Source organism: Pseudomonas kitaguniensis (assembly GCF_009296165.1).
In the GTDB taxonomy this organism is placed as follows: Bacteria; Pseudomonadota; Gammaproteobacteria; order Pseudomonadales; family Pseudomonadaceae; genus Aquipseudomonas; species Aquipseudomonas kitaguniensis.
On sequence record NZ_VUAZ01000019.1, the window covers coordinates 1 to 21,903 of the forward strand.

23 protein-coding genes and 1 pseudogene are annotated in these 21,903 nt (G+C 61.6%); 18 read left to right on the forward strand and 6 right to left on the reverse strand.

Annotation, left to right across the window (positions count from 1 at the left end; all coding sequences use genetic code 11):
• Positions 1-60 precede the first annotated feature (60 nt).
• Positions 61-753, reverse strand: a complete 693-nt coding sequence (locus F0169_RS03685) for an alpha/beta family hydrolase (RefSeq protein ID WP_152745605.1) — start codon at positions 751-753, stop codon at positions 61-63.
• A gap of 79 nt (positions 754-832) precedes the next feature.
• Between F0169_RS03685 and ccoN (F0169_RS03690) the strand changes: the two genes are divergently transcribed.
• The 16 genes and pseudogenes from ccoN (F0169_RS03690) (at position 833) to hemN (ending at position 15,488) form a co-directional block, all read left to right on the forward strand.
• A complete protein-coding gene (ccoN, locus tag F0169_RS03690; RefSeq protein WP_058412218.1) occupies positions 833-2,257 on the forward strand; it encodes a cytochrome-c oxidase, cbb3-type subunit I in 1,425 nt (474 codons plus the stop codon).
• 10 nt (positions 2,258-2,267) lie between these two features.
• Complete coding sequence (ccoO, locus tag F0169_RS03695; RefSeq protein ID WP_152745607.1) at positions 2,268-2,876, forward strand: cytochrome-c oxidase, cbb3-type subunit II; 609 nt, start codon at positions 2,268-2,270, stop codon at positions 2,874-2,876.
• Positions 2,877-2,879: 3 nt separating this feature from the next.
• On the forward strand, positions 2,880-3,080 hold the full coding sequence (locus F0169_RS03700; protein WP_058412220.1) for a cbb3-type cytochrome oxidase subunit 3: 201 nt from the start codon (positions 2,880-2,882) through the stop codon (positions 3,078-3,080).
• On the forward strand, positions 3,077-3,997 hold the full coding sequence (gene ccoP / locus F0169_RS03705; RefSeq protein WP_152745609.1) for a cytochrome-c oxidase, cbb3-type subunit III: 921 nt from the start codon (positions 3,077-3,079) through the stop codon (positions 3,995-3,997). Before F0169_RS03700 ends, ccoP (F0169_RS03705) begins: the two co-directional genes overlap by 4 nt.
• A 434-nt stretch (positions 3,998-4,431) precedes the next feature.
• Positions 4,432-5,874 (forward strand): cytochrome-c oxidase, cbb3-type subunit I, encoded by a 1,443-nt coding sequence (ccoN, locus tag F0169_RS03715; RefSeq protein ID WP_122249753.1) that lies wholly within the window; start codon positions 4,432-4,434, stop codon positions 5,872-5,874.
• Complete coding sequence (gene ccoO / locus F0169_RS03720) at positions 5,874-6,482, forward strand: cytochrome-c oxidase, cbb3-type subunit II (protein ID WP_058412223.1); 609 nt, start codon at positions 5,874-5,876, stop codon at positions 6,480-6,482. The genes ccoN (F0169_RS03715) and ccoO (F0169_RS03720) overlap by 1 nt, the downstream gene beginning before the upstream one ends.
• Before the next feature lie 5 nt (positions 6,483-6,487).
• Positions 6,488-6,673: a CcoQ/FixQ family Cbb3-type cytochrome c oxidase assembly chaperone gene (locus F0169_RS03725; protein ID WP_058412224.1), complete on the forward strand. Its 186-nt coding sequence runs from the start codon at positions 6,488-6,490 to the stop codon at positions 6,671-6,673.
• Positions 6,670-7,647 (forward strand): cytochrome-c oxidase, cbb3-type subunit III, encoded by a 978-nt coding sequence (gene ccoP, locus F0169_RS03730; protein WP_152745613.1) that lies wholly within the window; start codon positions 6,670-6,672, stop codon positions 7,645-7,647. Before F0169_RS03725 ends, ccoP (F0169_RS03730) begins: the two co-directional genes overlap by 4 nt.
• Positions 7,648-7,764: 117 nt before the next feature.
• Positions 7,765-8,019 carry a type II toxin-antitoxin system Phd/YefM family antitoxin gene (locus F0169_RS03735; RefSeq protein ID WP_152745615.1) on the forward strand — a complete coding sequence of 85 codons (255 nt, stop codon included), beginning with the start codon at positions 7,765-7,767 and terminating at the stop codon, positions 8,017-8,019.
• Positions 8,019-8,429 (forward strand): type II toxin-antitoxin system VapC family toxin, encoded by a 411-nt coding sequence (locus tag F0169_RS03740; RefSeq protein WP_152745617.1) that lies wholly within the window; start codon positions 8,019-8,021, stop codon positions 8,427-8,429. The genes F0169_RS03735 and F0169_RS03740 overlap by 1 nt, the downstream gene beginning before the upstream one ends.
• A 206-nt stretch (positions 8,430-8,635) precedes the next feature.
• Entirely contained in the window at positions 8,636-10,039 is a 1,404-nt protein-coding gene (ccoG, locus tag F0169_RS03745; RefSeq protein ID WP_152745619.1) for a cytochrome c oxidase accessory protein CcoG, read from the forward strand.
• A gap of 18 nt (positions 10,040-10,057) precedes the next feature.
• Positions 10,058-10,597: a FixH family protein gene (locus tag F0169_RS03750; RefSeq protein WP_058412229.1), complete on the forward strand. Its 540-nt coding sequence runs from the start codon at positions 10,058-10,060 to the stop codon at positions 10,595-10,597.
• Between the two features lie 50 nt (positions 10,598-10,647).
• Positions 10,648-13,091, forward strand: a pseudogene (locus F0169_RS03755) (heavy metal translocating P-type ATPase).
• Between the two features lie 22 nt (positions 13,092-13,113).
• Positions 13,114-13,326, forward strand: a complete 213-nt coding sequence (gene ccoS / locus F0169_RS03760; protein ID WP_058412231.1) for a cbb3-type cytochrome oxidase assembly protein CcoS — start codon at positions 13,114-13,116, stop codon at positions 13,324-13,326.
• Positions 13,319-14,002: a sulfite exporter TauE/SafE family protein gene (locus F0169_RS03765; protein WP_152745621.1), complete on the forward strand. Its 684-nt coding sequence runs from the start codon at positions 13,319-13,321 to the stop codon at positions 14,000-14,002. Before ccoS ends, F0169_RS03765 begins: the two co-directional genes overlap by 8 nt.
• A gap of 103 nt (positions 14,003-14,105) precedes the next feature.
• Positions 14,106-15,488: an oxygen-independent coproporphyrinogen III oxidase gene (hemN, locus tag F0169_RS03770; protein WP_152745623.1), complete on the forward strand. Its 1,383-nt coding sequence runs from the start codon at positions 14,106-14,108 to the stop codon at positions 15,486-15,488.
• Here hemN and F0169_RS03775 read toward each other — a convergent pair whose 3' ends face one another.
• Positions 15,489-15,947, reverse strand: a complete 459-nt coding sequence (locus tag F0169_RS03775) for a FlxA-like family protein (protein WP_122249746.1) — start codon at positions 15,945-15,947, stop codon at positions 15,489-15,491.
• Between the two features lie 152 nt (positions 15,948-16,099).
• Between F0169_RS03775 and fnr the strand changes: the two genes are divergently transcribed.
• Together fnr and F0169_RS03785 are read left to right on the forward strand one after the other, a co-directional pair.
• Complete coding sequence (gene fnr, locus F0169_RS03780) at positions 16,100-16,834, forward strand: fumarate/nitrate reduction transcriptional regulator Fnr (RefSeq protein WP_058412235.1); 735 nt, start codon at positions 16,100-16,102, stop codon at positions 16,832-16,834.
• An 81-nt stretch (positions 16,835-16,915) separates the two neighbouring features.
• The gene (locus F0169_RS03785; protein WP_083357366.1) at positions 16,916-17,464 is read left to right on the forward strand and encodes an adenine phosphoribosyltransferase; all 549 of its coding nucleotides are present in this window, start codon (positions 16,916-16,918) and stop codon (positions 17,462-17,464) included.
• A gap of 55 nt (positions 17,465-17,519) precedes the next feature.
• Here the strand turns inward: F0169_RS03785 and recR are convergent, their stop codons facing one another.
• The 4 genes from recR to dnaX form a co-directional block, all read right to left on the reverse strand.
• Complete coding sequence (gene recR, locus F0169_RS03790) at positions 17,520-18,125, reverse strand: recombination mediator RecR (RefSeq protein WP_152745625.1); 606 nt, start codon at positions 18,123-18,125, stop codon at positions 17,520-17,522.
• 65 nt (positions 18,126-18,190) lie between these two features.
• A complete protein-coding gene (locus F0169_RS03795) occupies positions 18,191-19,225 on the reverse strand; it encodes an NADP-dependent oxidoreductase (RefSeq protein ID WP_152745627.1) in 1,035 nt (344 codons plus the stop codon).
• Between the two features lie 168 nt (positions 19,226-19,393).
• Positions 19,394-19,732 carry a YbaB/EbfC family nucleoid-associated protein gene (locus F0169_RS03800; protein WP_058412239.1) on the reverse strand — a complete coding sequence of 113 codons (339 nt, stop codon included), beginning with the start codon at positions 19,730-19,732 and terminating at the stop codon, positions 19,394-19,396.
• Positions 19,733-19,776: 44 nt separating this feature from the next.
• Positions 19,777-21,843 carry a DNA polymerase III subunit gamma/tau gene (dnaX, locus tag F0169_RS03805; RefSeq protein ID WP_152745630.1) on the reverse strand — a complete coding sequence of 689 codons (2,067 nt, stop codon included), beginning with the start codon at positions 21,841-21,843 and terminating at the stop codon, positions 19,777-19,779.
• Positions 21,844-21,903: the final 60 nt, after the last annotated feature.

Sequence of the window (21,903 nt, forward strand, 5' to 3'; positions counted from 1 at the left end):
CGCACCGCCCCTCCCACATTTGAATGTATATGTGGGAGGGGGCTTGCTCCCGATGGGGCCTTAACAGCGCGCCAAAAACTCAACCACGTGCACCGCCGCAGCCTCCAAATGCTGCACATGACTAAACCCCGAGGCCTTCAGCGGCTTCAAGTCATGATCCCCCGCCACCAGCCACATCACCTTGATGCTCGGCGATAAGTCATACCCTTCCACCGCCGCACGATTCCCCAGCGCATCACGCTCACCTTGCACAACCAATGTCGGCGTCTTCAGCCCGGCCAGATGCTCGACCCTCGGTTTTTCCGGCTTGCCCACCGCATAAAACGGATAACCCAGGCACACCAACCCATCAGCCGCCAGTTCATCGGCCAGCAGGCTGGCCATGCGCCCGCCCATCGACTTGCCGCCCATCGCCAGTTTCCCAGCGACATGACGCCGCACCTCGGCATACACCTCGCGCCAGGCTTCGAGCAGTTTGGGCGCCGGGTTTGGCGGGCGTTTACCGCCGTCCAAGCGGCGCTGCGCCATGTACGGGAACTCGAAGCGCAACACGTTCACGCCATGCCCGGCAAGGCGTGCAGCCATGTCATGCATAAAGGCCGAGTCCATCGGTGCACCGGCGCCGTGGGCCAGGATCAACGTGACGGGCTCGCCCGTCGCCGCAGGCGTCGCGACATCCCACAACCAGCCGCGTTCGCGCACACACTGCGCCCATTGATCCCCGTCAATACTGGCCTTGTGCTCTTTGCCCATGCTTGCCTCGCTTTTTAGTCTGCCTATAACTCCAGCCCAAGTGCCGCACTGGCTTGGGTTGAACCGTGGATGGGGAACCATGAACACTACTTTAAGTACCGCCTATAACTACAAGGTGGTCCGCCAATTCGCCATTATGACGGTGGTGTGGGGCATCGTCGGCATGGGGCTCGGGGTTTTTCTCGCGGCTCAATTGGTTTGGCCTGCACTGAACTTCGATTTGCCCTGGACCAGCTTCGGCCGCCTGCGCCCGCTGCACACCAACGCGGTGATCTTTGCGTTCGGCGGCTGCGCCTTGTTCGCCAGCTCGTTTTACTCGGTGCAGCGCACCTGCCAAACCCGGCTGTTCGCGCCAAAAATCGCCGCGTTCTGCTTCTGGGGCTGGCAGTTGGTGATTGTGTTGGCCGCCATCACCTTGCCGCTGGGCTACACCAGCTCCAAGGAATACGCAGAACTTGAATGGCCGATCGACATCCTGATCACCATCGTCTGGGTCGCCTATGCCATCGTATTTTTCGGCACGGTGATGAAGCGCACCACCCGGCACATCTACGTCGGCAACTGGTTCTTCGGTGCGTTCATCATCACCGTGGCCATCCTGCACATCGTCAACAACCTGGAAATACCGGTCAGCCTGACCAAGTCCTACTCCCTCTACGGCGGTGCGACGGATGCCATGGTGCAGTGGTGGTATGGGCATAACGCGGTAGGCTTTTTCCTCACCGCGGGCTTTTTGGGGATGATGTATTACTTCGTGCCCAAGCAGGCCGAACGCCCGGTGTACTCCTATCGCTTGTCCATCGTGCACTTCTGGGCGCTGATCACCCTGTACATCTGGGCCGGCCCGCACCATTTGCACTACACCGCGCTGCCGGACTGGGCGCAGTCGCTGGGCATGGTGATGTCGCTGGTGCTGCTGGCGCCGAGCTGGGGCGGCATGATCAACGGCATGATGACGCTGTCGGGCGCCTGGCATAAGTTGCGCAGCGACCCGATCCTGCGCTTTTTGGTGGTATCGCTGGCGTTCTACGGCATGTCGACCTTCGAAGGCCCGATGATGGCGATCAAGACCGTCAACGCCCTCTCCCACTACACCGACTGGACCATCGGCCACGTACACGCCGGGGCGCTGGGTTGGGTGGCGATGATCTCGATCGGCGCGCTGTACCACATGATCCCGAAAGTCTTCGGCCGCGAGCAGATGTACAGCCTCGGGTTGATCAACGCGCACTTCTGGCTGGCCACCATCGGCACCGTGCTCTACATCGCCTCGATGTGGGTCAACGGCATCGCCCAGGGCCTGATGTGGCGGGCGGTCAACGAAGACGGCACCTTGACCTACTCCTTCGTCGAAACCCTGGTGGCCAGCCACCCTGGCTTTATCGTGCGGCTGGTGGGCGGTGCAGTGTTCCTCAGCGGCATGTTGCTGATGGCTTACAACACGTGGCGCACCGTGCGTTCGGCGCAACCGGTCGAAGCCGCGCCTGTCGCGCAGATGGCCTGAGGAGACTGCGATGAAACACGAAACGATTGAAAAAAACGTCGGCCTGCTGATGCTGCTGATGGTGCTCGCCGTGAGTATCGGCGGCTTGACCCAGATCGTCCCACTGTTCTTCCAGGACGTGACCAACACACCCGTCGAGGGCATGAAGCCCTACACCGCGTTGCAACTGGAAGGCCGCGACATTTACATCCGCGAAGGCTGCGTGCAGTGCCACTCGCAGATGATCCGCCCGTTCCGCGCCGAAACCGAACGCTACGGCCACTACTCGGTGGCGGGCGAAAGCGTGTGGGACCACCCGTTCCTGTGGGGCTCCAAGCGCACCGGGCCGGACCTGGCCCGCGTTGGGGCGCGCTACTCGGACGACTGGCACCGCGCGCACTTGTACAACCCGCGCAACGTGGTGCCCGAGTCAAAAATGCCGGCCTACCCGTGGCTGGTCACAGCGCAGGTCGACAGCAGCCACACCGAGACCAAGTTGAAGGTGATGCGCACCCTCGGCGTGCCCTACACCGACGACGACATCAGTGGCGCGGTTGCCAGCCTCGAGGGCAAGACCGAAATGGACGCGCTGGTTGCATACCTGCAAGTGCTCGGCACTGCCATCAAGAGCAAGAGGTGAGCCATGGGATTTGAATTCGATGCGGGGACTATTCGCGGCCTAGGCACGCTGGTGGTCGCCATCGCGTTTATCGGCCTGTCGCTGTGGGTGTTCAACAACCGCCGCAACGCAGACTTCGAGCAGGCGCGCCTGCTGCCGTTTGCCGATGAACCTTCTCCATCCGACGCTCAACCAGAGCCTGCAACAAGGAGCAACCAGCCATGACACCTTTCTGGAGTGCATGGATTTGCGTACTGACCCTCGGCAGTTTGACCGGCCTGACCTGGCTGTTGATCGGCACCCGCAAGGGCGAGACCAAGGGCAGTGTCGACCAGACCATGGGCCACGCCTTCGACGGCATCGAGGAATATGACAACCCGCTGCCGCAGTGGTGGTTCATGCTGTTCGCCGGCACGCTGGTGTTCGCGGTCGGCTACCTGATCCTCTACCCGGGCCTGGGCAACTGGAAAGGCGTGCTGCCGGGCTACGAAGACGGCTGGACCTCGGCCAAGGAGTGGGACAAGGAAATGGCGCGCGCCGACACCCGGTTCGGGCCGATCTTCGCCAAATTCGCGGCGATGCCGGTGGAAGCAGTCGCCAAAGACCCGCAAGCGCTGAAAATGGGCGGTCGGTTGTTTGCCTCCAACTGCGCGGTGTGCCACGGCTCGGATGCCAAGGGCGGCTACGGCTTCCCGAACCTTTCCGACAACCTGTGGCGCTGGGGCGGTTCGGCCGAGGCAATCAAAGCCACCATCCTGAACGGTCGCCACGCGGCGATGCCGGCCTGGGGTGAAGTGCTGGGCGAAGACGCGGTGAAAAACCTTGCCGCCTACGTGCGCCACGACTTGGCCAAACTGCCGTTGCCGGCTGACAACAGCGCCGACCTCGTCGCCGGTCAAGCCGCGTTCAGCAGCACCTGCGTCGCTTGCCACGGCCCACAAGGCCACGGCGTAGAAGCCATGGGCGCGCCGAACCTGACCGAGCCCGGCGGCTTTATCTACGGCACCAGTTTGGCGCAGTTGCAACAGACCATCCGCCACGGCCGCCAGGGCCAGATGCCAGCGCAGGACGTGCTGCAAGGCAATGACAAGGTGCACTTGCTGGCGGCCTACGTGTACAGCCTTTCCCACCCCGCGCAATAACCACTCGCCCTGCTCGCCCTTGTGGCGAGCGGGCTTGCTCGCGTTGGAGTGCGCAGCGCTCCCGGGATTTTGGGGCTGCTGCGCAGCCCATCGGGAGCAAGCCCCCTCGCCACAGTTAGCCTGCTGACCACAGGTGATTGCTTGTGTTGGTCCAATACATCCCTGTCCCCTCCTGCCATTCGGGTCTACGCTTGCCCGCACAGCGGACCGATTTTTTGTGCGCCTAACCAAGCGCTTCGCAACCTGCTATATTTCTTGTCCACTCGATCAGCTTTAGAGTGCTGAAATTGTCCTTACACCCTATATGGAAAGGGCGCAGAATCTGGCGCGGAACGCTTCGGTAGCGGTCAGCCATTGCGTTGCAATGGCCCTTCGCTTTCTACATACTGCGGCCGAAATTCAATTATAAAAAACCTAAACCGTGGAACCTTAGAATGAGCGCAGCAATCAGCCCGACTGCTTATAACTATAAGGTGGTCCGCCAGTTCGCCATCATGACGGTGGTCTGGGGCATCCTTGGCATGGGGCTCGGGGTGTTCATTGCCTCGCAACTGGTGTGGCCGGAACTGAATTTCGGTTTGCCCTGGACGACCTTTGGCCGCCTGCGCCCGCTGCACACTAACCTGGTGATTTTCGCCTTCGGTGGTTGTGCGCTGTTTGCCACTTCCTACTATGTTGTGCAGCGCACCTGCCAGGCGCGACTGATCTCTGATGGCCTCGCCGCCTTCACTTTCTGGGGCTGGCAAGCGGTTATCCTCGGCGCCATCATCACCCTGCCGCTGGGTTACACCACCACCAAGGAATACGCCGAGCTGGAATGGCCAATTGCGATTTTGCTGGCAATCGTCTGGGTCATCTACGCTGTGGTGTTCTTCGGCACCATCGTCAAGCGCAAGACCAAGCACATCTATGTGGGTAACTGGTTTTACGGTGCGTTTATCCTGGTGACGGCGATGCTGCACATCGTCAACCACGCGTCATTGCCGGTCAGTTGGTTCAAGTCCTATTCGGCCTACGCCGGGGCGACCGACGCGATGATCCAGTGGTGGTACGGCCACAACGCCGTGGGCTTTTTCCTGACCACCGGTTTTCTCGGGATGATGTATTACTTCGTGCCCAAACAGGCCGAGCGTCCTATTTATTCGTATCGCCTGTCCATCGTGCACTTCTGGGCGCTGATCACCCTGTACATCTGGGCCGGCCCGCACCACTTGCACTACACGGCGCTGCCGGACTGGGCACAATCGCTGGGCATGGCGATGTCGATCATCCTGCTGGCGCCAAGCTGGGGCGGCATGATCAACGGCATGATGACGCTGTCCGGCGCCTGGCATAAGTTGCGCACCGACCCGATCCTGCGCTTTTTGGTGGTGTCGCTGGCGTTCTACGGCATGTCGACCTTCGAAGGGCCGATGATGGCAATCAAAACCGTCAACTCGCTGTCGCATTACACCGACTGGACCATCGGCCATGTGCACGCTGGCGCCCTCGGTTGGGTGGCGATGATCTCCATCGGCGCGCTGTACCACATGATCCCCAAACTGTTCGGCCGTGCGCAGATGCACAGCGTCGGGCTGATCAACACGCACTTCTGGCTGGCCACCATCGGCACCGTGCTGTACATCGCCTCGATGTGGGTCAACGGCATCACCCAAGGCCTGATGTGGCGCGCGATCAACGATGACGGCACGCTCACCTACTCCTTCGTCGAAGCGCTGCAAGCCAGCCACCCCGGCTACATCGTGCGCGCCGTGGGCGGTACGTTCTTCGCCAGCGGCATGCTGTTCATGGCCTACAACGTATGGCGCACCGTGCGGGCTTCGGACCCTAAAGAAGCCGAAGCCGCCGCCAGAATCGCCGTTGTGGGAGCGCACTGATGAAGCATGAAGTCGTCGAAAAAAATATCGGCCTGCTGGCTTTTCTCATGGTTATCGCCGTGAGCATCGGCGGCCTGACGCAGATCGTTCCGCTGTTTTTCCAGGACGTGACCAACAAGCCGGTGGAAGGCATGAAGCCGCGCACCGCGCTTGAACTGGAAGGCCGCGACGTTTACATCGCCAACGGTTGCGTGGGCTGCCATTCGCAGATGATCCGACCGTTCCGCGCCGAAACCGAGCGTTATGGCCACTACTCGGTCGCCGGTGAAAGCGTGTGGGACCACCCGTTTCTGTGGGGCTCCAAACGTACCGGCCCGGACCTTGCCCGCGTCGGCGCACGTTACTCGGACGACTGGCACCGCGCGCACCTGTACAACCCGCGCAACGTGGTGCCTGAGTCAAAAATGCCGGCGTACCCGTTCCTCGTCGAAAACAAGCTGGACGGCAAGGACACCGCGAAGAAGATGGAAGTCTTGCGCACGCTGGGCGTGCCCTACACCGACGAAGACATCGCCGGTGCAGCCGCCGCCGTCAAGGGCAAGACCGAAATGGACGCATTGGTGGCCTACCTGCAAGGCCTTGGCACCCTCATCAAAAGCAAACGGTGACCTGCATGGATATCGGCATGATTCGTGGCCTGGGCACCCTGGTGGTGATGGTGGCCTTTATCGGCCTGGCGTTGTGGGTGTTCAGCCCCAAACGCAAGTCGGCGTTCGACGAGGCAACCCTGCTGCCTTTTGCGGATGACCCGCACGCCATCAAGCAAGTCGAGCAAACGTCCAGGAGCAGCAACGAATGACTACGTTCTGGAGCCTGTACGTCACAGTCCTCACCCTGGGGACTATTTTCGCGCTGACCTGGCTGCTGCTGTCTACCCGCAAAGGCCAGCGCACCGAACAAACGGACGAGACCGTCGGCCACTCGTTTGACGGCATCGAGGAATACGACAACCCGCTGCCCAAGTGGTGGTTCATGCTGTTTGTCGGCACCATCATTTTCGCCCTCGGCTACCTGGTGCTTTACCCCGGCCTGGGCAACTGGAAAGGCCTGCTGCCGGGCTACAACTACCTCGACAACGACACGCAAACCCACTTCGCCAATGGCAAAACCGGCTGGACCGGCGTGCACGAATGGGAAAAGGAAATGGCCAGGTCAGAGGCCAGGTTCGGCCCGATCTTCGCCAAATTCGCCTCAATGCCGATTGAAGCAGTCGCCAAAGACCCGCAAGCCTTGAAGATGGGCGGCCGCCTGTTCGCCTCCAACTGCTCGGTGTGCCACGGCTCCGACGCCAAAGGCGCCTACGGCTTCCCTAACCTGACCGACGCCGACTGGCGCTGGGGCGGCGACCCCGACGCCATCAAGGAAAGCATTCTTAAAGGCCGCCACGCGGTGATGCCGCCCTGGGCCGACATCATTGGCGAACAAGGCGTGGCTGACGTGTCGGGTTTTGTAGTGACCAAGCTGGACGGTCGCACACTGCCTGAAGGCGCCAAGGCCGACGTGGCCAATGGCGCCAAGCTCTTCGCCGCCAACTGCGTGGCCTGCCACGGCCCGGCCGGTAAAGGCACGCCCGCCATGGGCGCGCCCGACCTCACCCACCCCGGCGCGTTTATTTATGGGTCGAGCTTCGCGCAGTTGCAGCAGACCATCCGTTATGGCCGTCAGGGCCAGATGCCTGCGCAGGAGTTGCTGCAAGGCAACGACAAAGTGCACTTACTGGCGGCGTATGTGTACAGCTTGTCGCATGCGGACAAACCTGCCGACGAGCAGTAACGCCGTGTGGTTGCTGCCCGCAGGAGAGCCCCATGACCACTCGTAGCTTCGGGCTTGCGGCGCCCCCGCGCCAAGTAGTAACGTAACTACATCTAGCCCGACGAAGGGGAATCCCCCATGACCACCACTACTATTTCCAGCCGTGAATTCAATCAAGACACAAGCGGTGCCAAAAAAGCCGCCCGCCAGGGGCCGGTTTTTATCACCGATCGAGGCAAGCCCGCGCATGTACTGCTAAGCATTGAGGACTACCAGAAACTGACAGGCCTCAATGCCGACATCGTTGACCTGCTGGTGATGGAGGAAGCGGCCGCAATAGACTTCGAAACCAAACGTGCCGTGATCACTCACCGACCCGTGGACCTCTCTTGATGTATCTACTCGATACCAACGTCATCTCTGAACTTCGTAAACCCCAGGCGGATGCAAACGTTGTCGCTTGGGCCAAAAGCGTCATTGCGCTGCATCTGTTTATCTCCGCGATTACGCTTAAAGAATTGGAAACAGGCGTATTGCGCATGGAGCGCAGAGACCCGGCCCAGGGAAAGGTGTTGCGTACCTGGCTAAAGCGTCATGTGATGCCGGCGTTCGATGCCAGAATTCTGCCGGTCGATGCCGCCGTTGCGTTGCGTTGCGCCCACCTGCAGGTGCCGGACCAGGCCAACGAAAGTGACGCATTGATTGCCGCCACCGCGCTGGTGCATGGCCTCACTGTCGTCACGCGTAACGTCAGAGACTTTAAATCCAGCGGCGTTGCGGTGATTAATCCGTGGGATGAATGAACAACCTGCGCTTGGAAACCGGCCATACTTGCAAAGTCAATTGACCCAGATCACATACACCATCAATTGATTTACCCCAACGCGACCAAAGGTCGCACCCTTTCAGCGCCATCGCGGGCGTATCATTACGCCACTGCAACACCCTTGTTTGACCCCGGTTGGCACGTACTGGCCGAGGCAAATTTCCACTGCCGTGGGATGCAATGATGAGCAACCAGATACCGGTAAATGACATTACCCCGCCTGCCAAAACCGTCGACCTCTATGCCTCGCGAGAGAAAATCTACACGCGCGCATTCACCGGCTTTTTTCGCAATTTGCGCATGCTCGGCGGCGCCGCGTTGTTCCTGCTGTACTTCGGCACCGTGTGGCTGAACTGGGGCGGCCATCAGGCGGTGTGGTGGAACCTGCCGGAGCGTAAATTCTTCATTTTTGGCGCGACGTTCTGGCCACAGGATTTCATCCTGCTTTCGGGCATTCTCATCGTTGCAGCCTTTGGCCTGTTCTTTATCACCGTGTACGCCGGGCGCGTGTGGTGCGGTTATACCTGCCCGCAAAGCGTGTGGACGTGGATTTTCATGTGGTGCGAAAAGGTCACCGAAGGCGACCGCAACCAGCGCATCAAGCTCGACAAAATGCCGATGGGCGCGAGCAAATTTCTGCGCAAATTCAGCAAGCACACGCTGTGGCTGTTGATCGGTTTTGCCACCGGCATGACCTTCGTCGGCTACTTCTCGCCGATCCGTGAACTGGTGTTCGAGTTCTTCACCGGCCAGGCCGATGGCTGGTCGTATTTCTGGGTGGGTTTCTTCACGCTCGCCACCTATGGCAACGCCGGTTGGCTGCGCGAACAGGTGTGCATCTACATGTGCCCGTATGCGCGCTTCCAAAGCGTGATGTTCGACAAAGACACGCTGATCGTGTCGTACGACCCACGCCGTGGCGAAGTACGTGGCCCGCGTAAAAAAGGCATCGACTATGAGGCTCAAGGCCTTGGCGATTGCATCGACTGCACGATGTGCGTGCAGGTGTGCCCCACCGGTATCGACATCCGCGACGGCCTGCAAATCGAGTGCATCGGTTGCGCGGCGTGTATCGACGCCTGCGACACCATCATGGACAAGATGGACTACCCGCGCGGCCTGATCAGCTACACCACCGAACACAACCTGTCCGGGCAGAAAACTCATACCTTGCGCCCGCGCCTGATCGGCTACGCGCTGGTATTGCTGGCGATGATCGGCCTGTTGGCGGGGGCATTCTTCATGCGTTCGCTGGTCGGTTTTGACGTCAGCAAGGACCGCGTGCTGTACCGCGAAAACGCCGAAGGGCGGATCGAAAACGTCTACAGCTTGAAGATCATGAACAAGGACCAGCGCGACCACACCTACGTGCTCGACGCCTCGGGCCTGCCGGACCTCAAGCTGCAAGGCCTGCGTGAAATCAAGGTCGCGGCCGGGGAGATTTTCAGCCTGCCGGTAGAGCTGTCGAGCGCGCCGGAACAGATGCCGTCGACCACCAACGAGGTGAAATTCATCCTGCGCGATGCGGACGACGACAGCGTGCACATTGAAGCCAAGAGCCGATTCATCGGCCCACAGGTCCGTTAACAGGAAGAGCGCAAAACAATGCCCATCGCTAACGCCGCAAGCCCTTGGTACAAGCACCTTTGGCCCTGGATCATCATCGCCATACTGGCCTGCTCGGTGACCTTGACCTTGTCCATGGTGACCATCGCGGTAAACAACCCCGATAACCTGGTCAACGACAACTACTACGAGGCCGGTAAAGGCATCAACCGCTCGCTGGACCGCGAGCTGCTCGCGCAAACCCTGCAACTGCGCGCCAGGATGCACCTGGACGCGCTGACCGGCGAAGTCGAGTTGCACCTGACCGGCAACAGCAACCCGGCCACGCTGGAACTCAACCTGATTTCGCCGACGCAGCCCGAGAAGGATCGCAAGATCAACCTGGCGCGCAGTGCCAGCGAACCCGGCCGCTATATCGGCCAGGTCACCGACACGGTCGAAGGCCGGCGCTTCGTCGAGTTACTCGGCGTCGAGGGCGACAGAACCTGGCGCCTGTTCGAAGAAGAACAGGTCAGCCACGACAAGGACTTGCTGCTGGGTGATGAACCGCTGCAAGGTGCTGAAGAGCTGAAAAAATAAAAACCTGCGCTTCGCGATGAGGCCCTGCCCGCCACTATAGATTCCAAACCATGACCACCCCCTGCTACCACTGCGCCCTGCCCGTGCCATCGGGCAGTTGCTTCACGGCCGTGATCCTCGGCGAACCCCGCGAGCTCTGCTGCCCGGGCTGCCAGGCGGTGGCCGAAGCGATTGTGGCCGGTGGCCTGCAGCACTATTACCAACACCGCAGCGAAGCCTCGGCCAACCCCGAGGCGCTGCCGGTGCAGCTAGTGGACGAACTGGCGCTGTATGACCGCGCCGACGTGCAAAAACCCTTCGTGCGCCATGACGGTGAGCTGTCTGAAACCACGCTGCTGATGGAGGGCATCAGTTGCGCCGCGTGTGGCTGGCTGATCGAAAAACACCTGCGCCGCCTGCCGGCCGTGGCCGAGGCGCGGCTGAACCTGTCCAACCACCGCCTGCAGGTCCGCTGGGCCGCTGCGCAATTACCGTTGAGCCAGCTACTGAGCGAACTGCGCCATATCGGCTACGTCGCCCACCCGTATCAAGCCGACCGCGCCGCCGAGCAACTGGCCAGCGACAATCGCCGGGCCTTGCGCCAGCTCGGCGTCGCCGGGTTGCTGTGGTTCCAGGCGATGATGGCGACCATGGCCACCTGGCCCGAATTCAATATCGACCTGAGCCCGGAGCTGCATGTGATCCTGCGCTGGGTTGCGATGTTTCTGACAACGCCCATCGTGTTTTACAGCTGCGCGCCATTTTTCAAAGGCGCTATGCGCGATGTGCGCACGCGCCACCTGACCATGGACGTGTCGGTGTCGCTGGCGATTGGCGGCGCGTATTTGGCGGGTATCTGGACCGCGATTACCGGCGTGGGCGAGCTGTATTTCGACGCGGTGGGCATGTTCGCGCTGTTCCTGCTCGCAGGCCGCTACCTGGAGCGCCGCGCCCGCGAACGCACGGCGGCGGCCACCGCGCAACTGGTCAACGTATTGCCCGCCTCGTGCCTGCGCCTCAAACGTGACGGCCAGAGCGAACGCATCCTGCTGAGCGAACTGGCGTTGGGCGACCGCGTGCTGGTACACCCCGGCGCAGTGCTGCCGGCGGACGGCGTGATCCTCGACGGCCAGTCGAGCATCGATGAGTCGCTGCTCACTGGCGAATACCTGCCGCAACCCCGGCGCAGCGGCGACAGCGTCACCGCGGGCACGCTCAATGTCGACGGCGCGCTGACCGTCGAAGTGCGTGCGCTGGGGCATGACACGCGCTTGTCCGCCATCGTACGCCTGCTGGAGCGCGCCCAGGCCGAGAAGCCACGCCTGGCGCAAATCGCCGACCGCGCCGCGCAGTGGTTTTTGCTCTGCTCGCTGATCGCGGCGGTGGTGATTGGCGTGGTGTGGTGGCAACTGGACTCAGCGCGGGCGTTCTGGATCGTCCTCGCCATGTTGGTCGCAACCTGCCCCTGCGCACTGTCGTTGGCCACGCCCACCGCACTCACCGCCGCCACCGGCACTTTGCACACACTCGGGCTGCTGCTGACGCGCGGCCATGTGCTGGAAGGCTTGAACCAGATCGACACGGTTATTTTCGACAAGACCGGCACCCTCACCGAAGGCCGCCTGGCACTGCGCGCGATTCGCGCCTTGAGCGCGTTAAACAGCGATGACTGCCTGAGCCTTGCCGCCGCGCTGGAGAACCGCTCGGAACACCCGATTGCGCGCGCCTTTGGCCGTGCGCCGCTGGCCGCCGAGGCAGTCTTGAGTTTCCCTGGGCTCGGCCTCGAAGGCCGCGTGGGCGAACGCCTGTTGCGCATTGGCCAGCCCGCTTTTGTTTGCCAGTTGAGTGGTTGCACACCGCCCGCATCACCGGACGACGCCGGGCAATGGCTGCTGCTCGGCGACCGCGAAGGTGCCCTCGCCTGGTTCGTACTGGATGACCGCCTGCGCAGCGACGCACCGGCGCTGCTGGCCGCGTGCAAGGCGCGTGGCTGGCGTACGCTGTTGCTGTCGGGCGACAGCTCACCGATGGTCGCCAGTGTCGCGTTGGCGCTGGGCATCGACGAAGCTCACGGCGGCCTGCCCCCCGATGGCAAGCTTGCGGTGCTGCAACGGCTGCACAAGGAGGGCCGCAAGGTATTGATGCTCGGCGATGGCGTCAACGATGTGCCGGTGCTCGCCGCCGCCGACATCAGCGTGGCCATGGGTTCGGCCACCGACCTTGCGAAAACCAGCGCCGATGCGGTACTGCTGTCCAACCGCCTCGACGCGCTGGTGCAAGCCTTTACCCTGCGCGGCGCACGCGGCGGGTCATCATCGAAAACCTGCTGTGGGCCGGGCTGTACAATGGGCTTATGCTGCCGTTTGCCGCGCTGGGTTGGATAACCCCGATCTGGGCAGCCATCGGCATGTCGCTCAGCTCGTTGATCGTGGTACTCAACGCCCTGCGCCTGACCCGCCTGCCTGGCGTGCAGGTTAACCGCGCCACCTTGGTAAACCGCCCGCTGCCGGCTTGAGCCGCGCGGGCCTGGAGTGCAGATGCCAGCGCTATACGTAATGATTCCGGCGGCGCTGCTGTTGGTGGGCGTGGCCATTTACGTCTTCTTCTGGGCGGTGGACAGCGGCCAGTACGATGACCTCGACGGCCCTGCCCACAGCGTGCTGTTTGACGATCAAGACCCGAACCACTTGGCCGCCGTCGACCAGGCCAACGGCGCCGAGCAACCGCGCAAAGATCCGCCGCATGCTTGAGCTCGCGCCGCTGCTGGTCTCGGCCTTGATCCTCGGCCTGTTGGGCGGTGGCCATTGCCTGGGCATGTGCGGCGGGCTGATGGGCGCGCTGACGCTGGCGATTCCCAAAGCGCAAAGCCGCCGAAAGTTTCGCCTGCTGCTGGCGTACAACCTGGGGCGCATCCTCAGCTATGCCACGGCCGGGTTATTGATCGGGCTGGCCGGCTGGGCCGTCGCCAACAGCCCTGCGGCCCTGTTTATGCGCGTGCTGGCCGGGCTGCTGCTGATTTGCATGGGTTTATACCTGGCCGGCTGGTGGAGCGGCCTTACGCGTATAGAACGCCTCGGCCGCGGCCTGTGGCGGCACCTGCAGCCGGTCGCCAACCGTTTGCTGCCGGTCAGCAGCCTGCCCCGCGCCCTGTTGCTGGGTGCGCTTTGGGGCTGGTTGCCGTGCGGTTTGGTCTACAGCACGCTGCTGTGGGCGGCGAGCCAGGGCAACGCGCTGCACAGCGCAGTGCTGATGCTCGCGTTCGGGCTGGGCACCTGGCCGGTGTTGCTCGCCACCGGCTTGGCCGCCGAACGCGTCACCGCGTTATTGCGTCGACGAAGTGTGCGTGTGGCCGGCGGGTTGCTGGTGATCGTGTTTGGTCTGTGGACCTTGCCCGGCCCGCATCAACACTGGCTGATGGGTCATTAAATCGCGGTGTGGCATAGCGCCGCTCCCCGTTGATGCAAGTCAACATGCCATCGCCCACGCACGCCTAGACTCGGCCTCCTAGCCTATCCGGGGGACCGCCCGCATGCTCGACGCCATTCGTTGGGACACTGATCTGATTCACCGCTACGACTTGGCGGGGCCGCGCTATACGTCCTACCCCACGGCCGTGCAATTCGACAGCCAGGTCGGCACCTTCGACCTGCTGCATGCCCTGCGCGACAGCCGCAAGGCGGCACGGCCAATGTCGCTGTACGTGCATGTGCCGTTCTGCGCGAACATTTGTTACTACTGCGCCTGCAACAAAGTCATCACCAAAGACCGCGGCCGCGCCCATGCCTACCTGCAGCGCCTGGAGCAGGAAATCCAACTGGTGGCCTGCCACCTCGACCCGAAACAAACGGTGCAGCAGTTGCATTTTGGCGGCGGCACGCCCACCTTCCTCAGCCACGACGAACTGCGCCAAGTGATGGCCCGGCTGCGCCAGCACTTCAATTTGCTTAACGATGACTCCGGCGACTACGGCATCGAAATCGACCCGCGCGAAGCCGACTGGGCGACCATGGGCCTGTTGCGTGAACTGGGCTTCAACCGCGTCAGCATCGGCCTGCAGGACCTCGACCCCGAGGTGCAACGTGCGGTGAACCGCCTGCAGAGCCTGGAAGAAACCCGCGCGGTGATCGACGCGGCACGCACCCTGCAGTTTCGCTCGATCAATATCGACCTGATCTACGGCCTGCCCAAGCAAACGCCGATCAACTTCGCGCGCACGGTCGAGGAGGTGATCAGCCTGCAACCGGATCGCCTGTCGGTGTTCAACTACGCGCACCTGCCGGAGCGCTTCATGCCTCAGCGGCGCATCAACAGCGACGACCTGCCCTCCCCGGCAACCAAGCTGTTGATGCTGCAAACCACTATCGAACAGTTGACCCAAGCCGGTTACCGCTACATCGGCATGGACCACTTCGCGCTGCCGGATGACGAGCTGGCGATCGCCCAGGAAGAAGGCACGCTGCAACGCAATTTCCAGGGTTACACCACCCACGGGCATTGCGATTTGATTGGGCTGGGCGTGTCGGCGATCAGCCAGATTGGCGACCTGTACTGCCAGAACAGCAGTGACCTTAATCACTACCAGAACGCCCTCGCCGGCGCGCAACTGGCCACCAGCCGTGGCTGGGTGTGCACCACGGATGACCGGTTACGCCGGGAAGTGATTCAGCAGTTGATCTGCAACTTCAGCCTGGGATTCGAGCGGATCGAACAAGCTTTCAACATCGATTTTCGTGGCTACTTCGATGCGCTGTGGCCGCAGTTGGAGGCGATGGCCGCAGACGGCCTGATCGAACTCGATGCACTGGGCATTCGCGTACTGCCCGCCGGGCGCCTGCTCGTGCGCTCGGTGTGCATGGTGTTCGATGCCTACCTGGAGCACCAGAACCGGCAGCGATTCTCACGGGTGATCTGATCACATCGACAACGAGGCAACCTTCATCGAGTCCTCAGCGCTCATGCCTTTCATGGCTTTTGCCAGCGAGGTCTGGGCGGTCATCAGCCCAGCCTGCAGCATGCTGATTTCACCTTGAAGTGCACTGGTTCTGATCCGCGCCTCTTCCGGAGAGAGGCTGCTGTTGGCCGCAACGGCAGCCAGTTGAGCCTGTTTCTCGGCGATCTGCTGCTTCAATTGACGGATCATTTTCAGCACTTGCTTGACGTTATCGGCCAGGCCGCTGTCGTCGATATCGGCATTGGCACTTTTGGCCGAACCCGCGGCCTTGAATGCATTGGCGGAAATAGTCACCGCCACCGCTGGGCTTTCAGGCGCCAGCGCGGTGCTTGAGGCTTGTTTTTCGGTCTCGGCAACCGGCTTGGCGTCCGGCACGTAAGGTACGCGGATGGCCGATGTGTAGGCGGCTATAACAGACATGATTCAGGCTCCGTTGAATAGATATGCCAACTGTATCGGCCTCGATACATAAATATTTATACCGTTGTTGCTTTTTTGTACACGCTGGCCTGATCCACCCTCGGTGCGTTACCCTTACGTCTTATGTGTGTTTCACCACAAGGATTCAAGAAATGTCCGAGCCAGTCAAACTGCGCGCTCACAGCCAGGCTCACTGCAAGGATTGCAGCCTCGCCCCCCTCTGCCTGCCACTTTCGTTGAATTTGGAAGACATGGATGCGCTGGACGAAATTGTTAAACGCGGTCGCCCGCTGAAAAAAGGCGAGTTTCTGTTCCGCCAAGGTGACAAATTCGACTCGGTTTATGCAGTGCGTTCGGGCGCGTTGAAGACCTTCAGCCTGAGCGACGGCGGCGAAGAACAGATCACCGGCTTCCATCTGCCCAGCGAGCTTGTCGGATTGTCGGGCATGGGCACCGACATTCACCCCGTGTCGGCCCAGGCCCTGGAGACCACCTCGGTGTGCGAAATCCCCTTCGAGCGCCTCGATGAATTAGCCCTGCAGTTGCCGCAATTGCGTCGCCAACTGATGCGCGTGATGAGCCGCGAGATTCGTGACGACCAACAGATGATGTTGCTGTTATCGAAAAAAACCGCCGACGAACGCATCGCCACGTTTCTGGTCAACCTGTCGGCGCGTTTCCGCGCACGTGGTTTCTCGGCCAACCAGTTCCGCCTGAGCATGTCGCGCAACGAAATCGGCAATTACCTGGGCCTCGCGGTGGAAACCGTGTCGCGCGTGTTCACGCGTTTTCAGCAGAATGAGTTGCTTGCCGCTGAAGGCAAGGAAGTGCATATCCTTGACCCGATCCAGTTGTGTGCCCTGGCCGGCGGCACCCTCGACGGCTGATCCAGACACTTGCGGCCGAGCCAATCGGCGAGGCCGCAGGTATACTTCGAGTCCGTTTTCCGCCTTCAGGACTCTTCGACGATGACCTTCGACTCGTTCGACATCAAATCCTTGATTCGCCCTGTCATCGACTTCCCCAAGCCTGGGGTGATCTTTCGTGACATCACGCCGCTGTTCCAATCGCCCCGTGCCCTGCGCCTGGTGGCTGACAGCTTTGCGCAACGCTACGTCGAGGCCGACTTCAGCCATATCGGCGCGATGGATGCGCGGGGCTTTTTGATCGGTTCGATCATCGCCTACCAACTCAACAAACCACTGATCCTATTCCGCAAGCAAGGCAAGCTGCCGGCTGACGTGCTGGCCGAGGGTTACCAGACCGAATACGGCGAAGCCTTCCTCGAAGTACACGCCGACAGCCTGTGCGAAGGCGACTCGGTATTGATGTTCGATGACCTTATTGCGACAGGCGGCACCTTGATCGCCGCTGCCAACCTGGTACGGCGCATGGGCGCGAAGATCTTCGAAGCGGCTGCAATCATCGACCTGCCGGAACTGGGCGGCTCACAGCGCCTGCAAGACATGGGCATTCCGACGTTTTGCCTGACGCAGTTTGCGCTGACTGAACGATAAGCGGCTGCCTGGCCTCTCTGTGGCAGGTGGACCCGCTCGCCACAGTGAATCCAAACTATCCGAGCGCGATTGGCTTACGCCCGGCGAACGAGTGCGCCAAGGTGCCGCCATCGACCAACTCCAGCTCGCCACCCAACGGCACACCATGGGCGATGCGCGAAGTGATCAGGCCTTTGTTGCTGAGTAACTGCGCGATGTAATGCGCGGTCGCCTCGCCTTCCACTGTCGGGTTGGTGGCCAGGATCACTTCGGTAAACGTGCCCTGCGCTTCAATCCGCGCCACCAACTGTGGAATACCGATAGCTTCCGGCCCCAACCCGTCGAGCGGCGACAAATGCCCCTTGAGCACAAAATAGCGCCCGCGGTAACCGGTTTGCTCCACCGCGTACACGTCCATCGGCCCTTCGACCACGCACAGCAGCGTATCGTCGCGGCGTGGGTCGGCGCATTGCGGGCAAAGGTCTTCTTCGGTGAGGGTGCGGCACTGGCGGCAGTGGCCTACGCCGGCCATCGCCTGGCTCAACGCTTGGGCCAACCGTGTGCCACCGCTGCGATCACGCTCCAGCAGTTGCAGCGCCATACGCTGGGCGGTTTTCTGACCCACGCCTGGCAAGGTGCGCAGGGCGTCGATCAATTGACGAATCAGAGGGCTGAAGCTCATGGGCAAAGGTCCGGCAAAACAACGAGACGCGGTTTATACCCGCGCCCCGGTTTAGCGTCAAATGATCAATCCTGCGCGACGCGCACCACCAACTTGCCGAAGTTGCGCCCCTCAAGCAAACCGATAAAGGCTTCCGGCGCCTGTTCCAGCCCGTCGACCACGTCTTCGCGGAACTTGATTTTGCCATCACGCACCCACGGCGCCATGGCGCTGAGGAATTCGGGCTGGCGGTCGCCGTAGTCGTCGAACACGATAAAACCCTGAATGCGCACACGCTTGGTCAGCAAGGTGCGTTGCAGCGCCGGCAGACGGTCTGGGCCGCTCGGGGCTTCATGCGCGTTGTAACCGGCGATCAGCCCGCATAACGGAATCCGCGCCTTGGCGTTGAGCAGCGGCAGCACGGCGTCAAACACTTTGCCACCGACGTTTTCATAGTAGATGTCCACACCGTTGAAACACGCTGCGGCCAGCTCGTTGGCAAAATCGTCGCTTTTGTGATCCACGCAGGCATCAAAGCCCAGCTCATCGACCACATAGCGGCACTTGTCGGCGCCACCGGCAATACCGACTACGCGCAGGCCTTTGAGTTTGGCCACCTGCCCGACCACCGAGCCCACGGCACCGGACGCTGCCGCCACCACCAGGGTTTCGCCAGCTTTGGGCTGGCCGATGTCCATCAGGCCCATGTAGGCGGTCATGCCCGGCATGCCCAGCACACCCAGCGCCATCGACGGGCTGGCCAAGCCATTGGGCACCGGCATCAAGTTACGGCCGTCAGAAATGCTGTGGGTCTGCCAACCGGTGGAGCCGACCACCAGGTCACCGACTTCGAATTTCGGATGGCGTGACTGCTCGATACGGCTGACAGCGCCACCGGTCATCACCTCGTCGATTTCCACCGGCGCGGCGTAGGACGGCGCGTCACTCATGCGCCCACGCATGTAGGGGTCGAGGGACAGGTACAGCGTTTTCAGCAGCACTTGGCCTTCAGCCAGTTCCGGCAAGTTGACGCGCTCCAGGCGGAAGTTTTCCGGGGTCGGCGCGCCTTGAGGGCGTGAAACCAGGACAATACGCTGGTTCAAAATGGCTTCTTGAGACATCAAAGGACTCCTTTATCGAATTCATCGGTATAGGGTGCAGACCGTACACGCAGCGCCAGGGTTCATATTGAAAGCGCATCGCGAGGGTCCTTCTTGCCTGAAGGCTCACGCCAGAAACAAAAATGCCAGGCGCATGGCCTGGCATTCGAGTGTAGCCAAGCTAACCCATCAGAACGGCAGCTTCATCCCAGGCGGCAGTTGCATGCCGGAAGTAACGCCGGACATTTTGTCCTGGCTGTTCGCTTCGATCTTGCGCACGGCGTCGTTGACGGCCGCAGCGAACAGCGCTTCGAGCATTTCCAGGTCGTCTTCACTGGCGCCTGGCAATACGCTTGGGTCGATGCTCACGCGTTTGATGTCGTGACGACCGGTCATCACTACGCTGACCATATCGCCACCGGCTTTACCGGTGACTTCGGCGTTGGCCAGTTCTTCCTGCATTTTGGCCATCTTTTCCTGCATCTGCTGCGCCTGCTTCATCAGGCCGGCCATGCCACCTTTCATCATGGGAATCACCTCAAAAGTACGTGGATCAAGTTAGTAGCCCGGTGTTATGACGCTTGGGGCACCGGGGCTTCGACAGGTTCAATAGTATCCTCACGCACGACCGCACCAAACTGTTGCATCAATTGCTGGATGAGCGGATCAGCGTGAATCGAGTTTTCTGCATCGCGCTGGCGGTTGATACGCCGGCGAGTCGCGGCCTGGGCCGGGGTTTCCTGCTCGGGCTTGATCAACTCGATGGTAATGGTCAGCGTGCGTGCATGGTACTGGTTCAGGGCGTCATTGAGGCGGCGTTGCTGGGTGGCGTTGAACAAGGCGCTGTGGGCCGGGTCCAGGTGCAGCAACCAGTGGTCGCCTTCAATCGAAATCAAGGTGCAGTTGGCGGCGATGCTGCCGGTCATGCCGGAGATCGGCAGTTTCGGGAACAGCTCCAGCCATTGCAACGCCAGGCCGGTGGCCGGGGCTGCAGCGGGCTCCGCCTCGGGCTCGGGTGCAGGCTCGGCAGCGTGTTCACTGGCCAACTCGTCCAAGTAGCTGTAGGCCGAATCGATGTCCGGCTCGATGTAGTCTTCGTCCAGTGGCGGCTCGTCATCCAGATCAATGCCCGGCGTGGCGGCGTCGACTTGCGCGACGGTTGGCTCGGGCACCGGCGCAGACACCCATTCCGGCGCGGCCGGCACTACGCTGTCTGGCGCAGGCGCCGGCATGGGCGTCAGTTCGGGCTGCTCACCGGCGGTCTCAAGCACCGGCTCAACGAAAGGCTGCAACTCGGCTTCGGGCTCTGCGGCGTCGTTCCACGGCAAGTCGACCACAGGTGCCGGTTGCGGCTCGGGCTCGATGACCGGTTGCGGTTCGACTACCGGCGCGACCTTTACAGGCGCAGGTTCAGGTTCAGGCACCGGCGCAACCGGCGCAGGTGTCGCAACCACTGGCGCGACTGCCGCCGTGCCAGCCACTGGTTGGGCGGAATCAACTGTGGCCTGGCTGATCCCCACTGGCTTTAGCGGCTGTCTCGGCGCGTCTGCGACATCGGCGGGCCGGAACGCCAGCATCCGCAGCAGGACCATTTCGAAGCCACCGCGCGGGTCCGGCGCGAGGGGCAAATCCCTGCGACCGATCAGGCCCATCTGGTAATAAAACTGTACATCTTCGGCCGGCAAGGCCTGGGCCAGCGCCAACACGCGGTCGCGGTCGCCATGGCCGTTGTCGACACCTTCAGGCAAGGCCTGAGCAATGGCAACACGGTGCAGCACATTGAGGATTTCCGAGAGCACGCCATTCCAGTCCGGGCCTTGCTCCGACAAATGGCGCACGGCTTCAAGCAGCGCCTTGGCGTCACCTTCGATCAGCGCGTGCAGCACGTCAAAGACCTGGCCGTGGTCGAGGGTGCCGAGCATCGCACGCACGTCGGCGGCCATGACCTTGCCTTCACCAAAGGCGATGGCCTGGTCGGTGAGGCTCATGGCATCACGCATCGAACCGTCGGCGGCGCGGCCGAGCAGCCACAGTGCGTCGTCTTCGAACGGCACGTTCTCGACGCCCAGCACGTGGGTTAAATGCTCGACCACACGTTCAGGGGTCATGTTTTTCAGGGAGAACTGCAGGCAACGCGACAAAATCGTTGCCGGAAGCTTCTGCGGGTCGGTGGTGGCCAGAATGAATTTGACGTAGGGCGGCGGCTCTTCCAGGGTTTTCAACAGCGCGTTGAAGGAATGACTGGAAAGCATGTGCACTTCGTCGATCAGGTAGACCTTGAAGCGGCCACGGCTCGGCGCGTACTGCACGTTATCGAGCAGCTCGCGGGTGTCTTCCACCTTGGTGCGGCTGGCGGCGTCGATCTCGATCAGGTCGACAAACCGCCCTTCGTCGATCTCGCGGCACACCGAACAGGTGCCGCAGGGCGTCGAGGTGATACCGGTTTCACAGTTCAGGCATTTGGCGATGATGCGCGCAATGGTGGTCTTGCCCACCCCCCGAGTACCGGTGAACAGGTAGGCGTGGTGCAGCCGCTGGCTGTCCAAGGCATTGATCAGAGCCTTGAGCACATGGGTCTGGCCGACCATTTCGCGGAACGAGCGCGGGCGCCATTTACGTGCAAGAACCTGATAACTCATCGAAAACCGTCGCAACTGGGAAGCGGAAGCCGGTAATGCTAGCGGAGCAAGGGGAAAATT

Coding starts and splice junctions, on each gene's coding strand:
- recR (WP_152745625.1), bottom strand. CDS start 18,125: ATGAGCTTCAGCCCTCTGATTCGTCAATTGATCGACGCCCTGCGCACC.
- ccoO (WP_152745607.1), top strand. CDS start 2,268: ATGAAACACGAAACGATTGAAAAAAACGTCGGCCTGCTGATGCTGCTG.
- F0169_RS03765 (WP_152745621.1), top strand. CDS start 13,319: ATGCTTGAGCTCGCGCCGCTGCTGGTCTCGGCCTTGATCCTCGGCCTG.
- ccoN (WP_058412218.1), top strand. CDS start 833: ATGAACACTACTTTAAGTACCGCCTATAACTACAAGGTGGTCCGCCAA.
- ccoP (WP_152745613.1), top strand. CDS start 6,670: ATGACTACGTTCTGGAGCCTGTACGTCACAGTCCTCACCCTGGGGACT.
- F0169_RS03800 (WP_058412239.1), bottom strand. CDS start 19,732: ATGATGAAAGGTGGCATGGCCGGCCTGATGAAGCAGGCGCAGCAGATG.
- F0169_RS03775 (WP_122249746.1), bottom strand. CDS start 15,947: ATGTCTGTTATAGCCGCCTACACATCGGCCATCCGCGTACCTTACGTG.
- ccoS (WP_058412231.1), top strand. CDS start 13,114: ATGCCAGCGCTATACGTAATGATTCCGGCGGCGCTGCTGTTGGTGGGC.
- F0169_RS03685 (WP_152745605.1), bottom strand. CDS start 753: ATGGGCAAAGAGCACAAGGCCAGTATTGACGGGGATCAATGGGCGCAG.
- F0169_RS03750 (WP_058412229.1), top strand. CDS start 10,058: ATGCCCATCGCTAACGCCGCAAGCCCTTGGTACAAGCACCTTTGGCCC.
- hemN (WP_152745623.1), top strand. CDS start 14,106: ATGCTCGACGCCATTCGTTGGGACACTGATCTGATTCACCGCTACGAC.
- F0169_RS03740 (WP_152745617.1), top strand. CDS start 8,019: ATGTATCTACTCGATACCAACGTCATCTCTGAACTTCGTAAACCCCAG.
- F0169_RS03725 (WP_058412224.1), top strand. CDS start 6,488: ATGGATATCGGCATGATTCGTGGCCTGGGCACCCTGGTGGTGATGGTG.
- ccoG (WP_152745619.1), top strand. CDS start 8,636: ATGAGCAACCAGATACCGGTAAATGACATTACCCCGCCTGCCAAAACC.
- F0169_RS03785 (WP_083357366.1), top strand. CDS start 16,916: ATGACCTTCGACTCGTTCGACATCAAATCCTTGATTCGCCCTGTCATC.
- ccoN (WP_122249753.1), top strand. CDS start 4,432: ATGAGCGCAGCAATCAGCCCGACTGCTTATAACTATAAGGTGGTCCGC.
- dnaX (WP_152745630.1), bottom strand. CDS start 21,843: ATGAGTTATCAGGTTCTTGCACGTAAATGGCGCCCGCGCTCGTTCCGC.
- F0169_RS03795 (WP_152745627.1), bottom strand. CDS start 19,225: ATGTCTCAAGAAGCCATTTTGAACCAGCGTATTGTCCTGGTTTCACGC.
- ccoP (WP_152745609.1), top strand. CDS start 3,077: ATGACACCTTTCTGGAGTGCATGGATTTGCGTACTGACCCTCGGCAGT.
- ccoO (WP_058412223.1), top strand. CDS start 5,874: ATGAAGCATGAAGTCGTCGAAAAAAATATCGGCCTGCTGGCTTTTCTC.
- F0169_RS03735 (WP_152745615.1), top strand. CDS start 7,765: ATGACCACCACTACTATTTCCAGCCGTGAATTCAATCAAGACACAAGC.
- fnr (WP_058412235.1), top strand. CDS start 16,100: ATGTCCGAGCCAGTCAAACTGCGCGCTCACAGCCAGGCTCACTGCAAG.
- F0169_RS03700 (WP_058412220.1), top strand. CDS start 2,880: ATGGGATTTGAATTCGATGCGGGGACTATTCGCGGCCTAGGCACGCTG.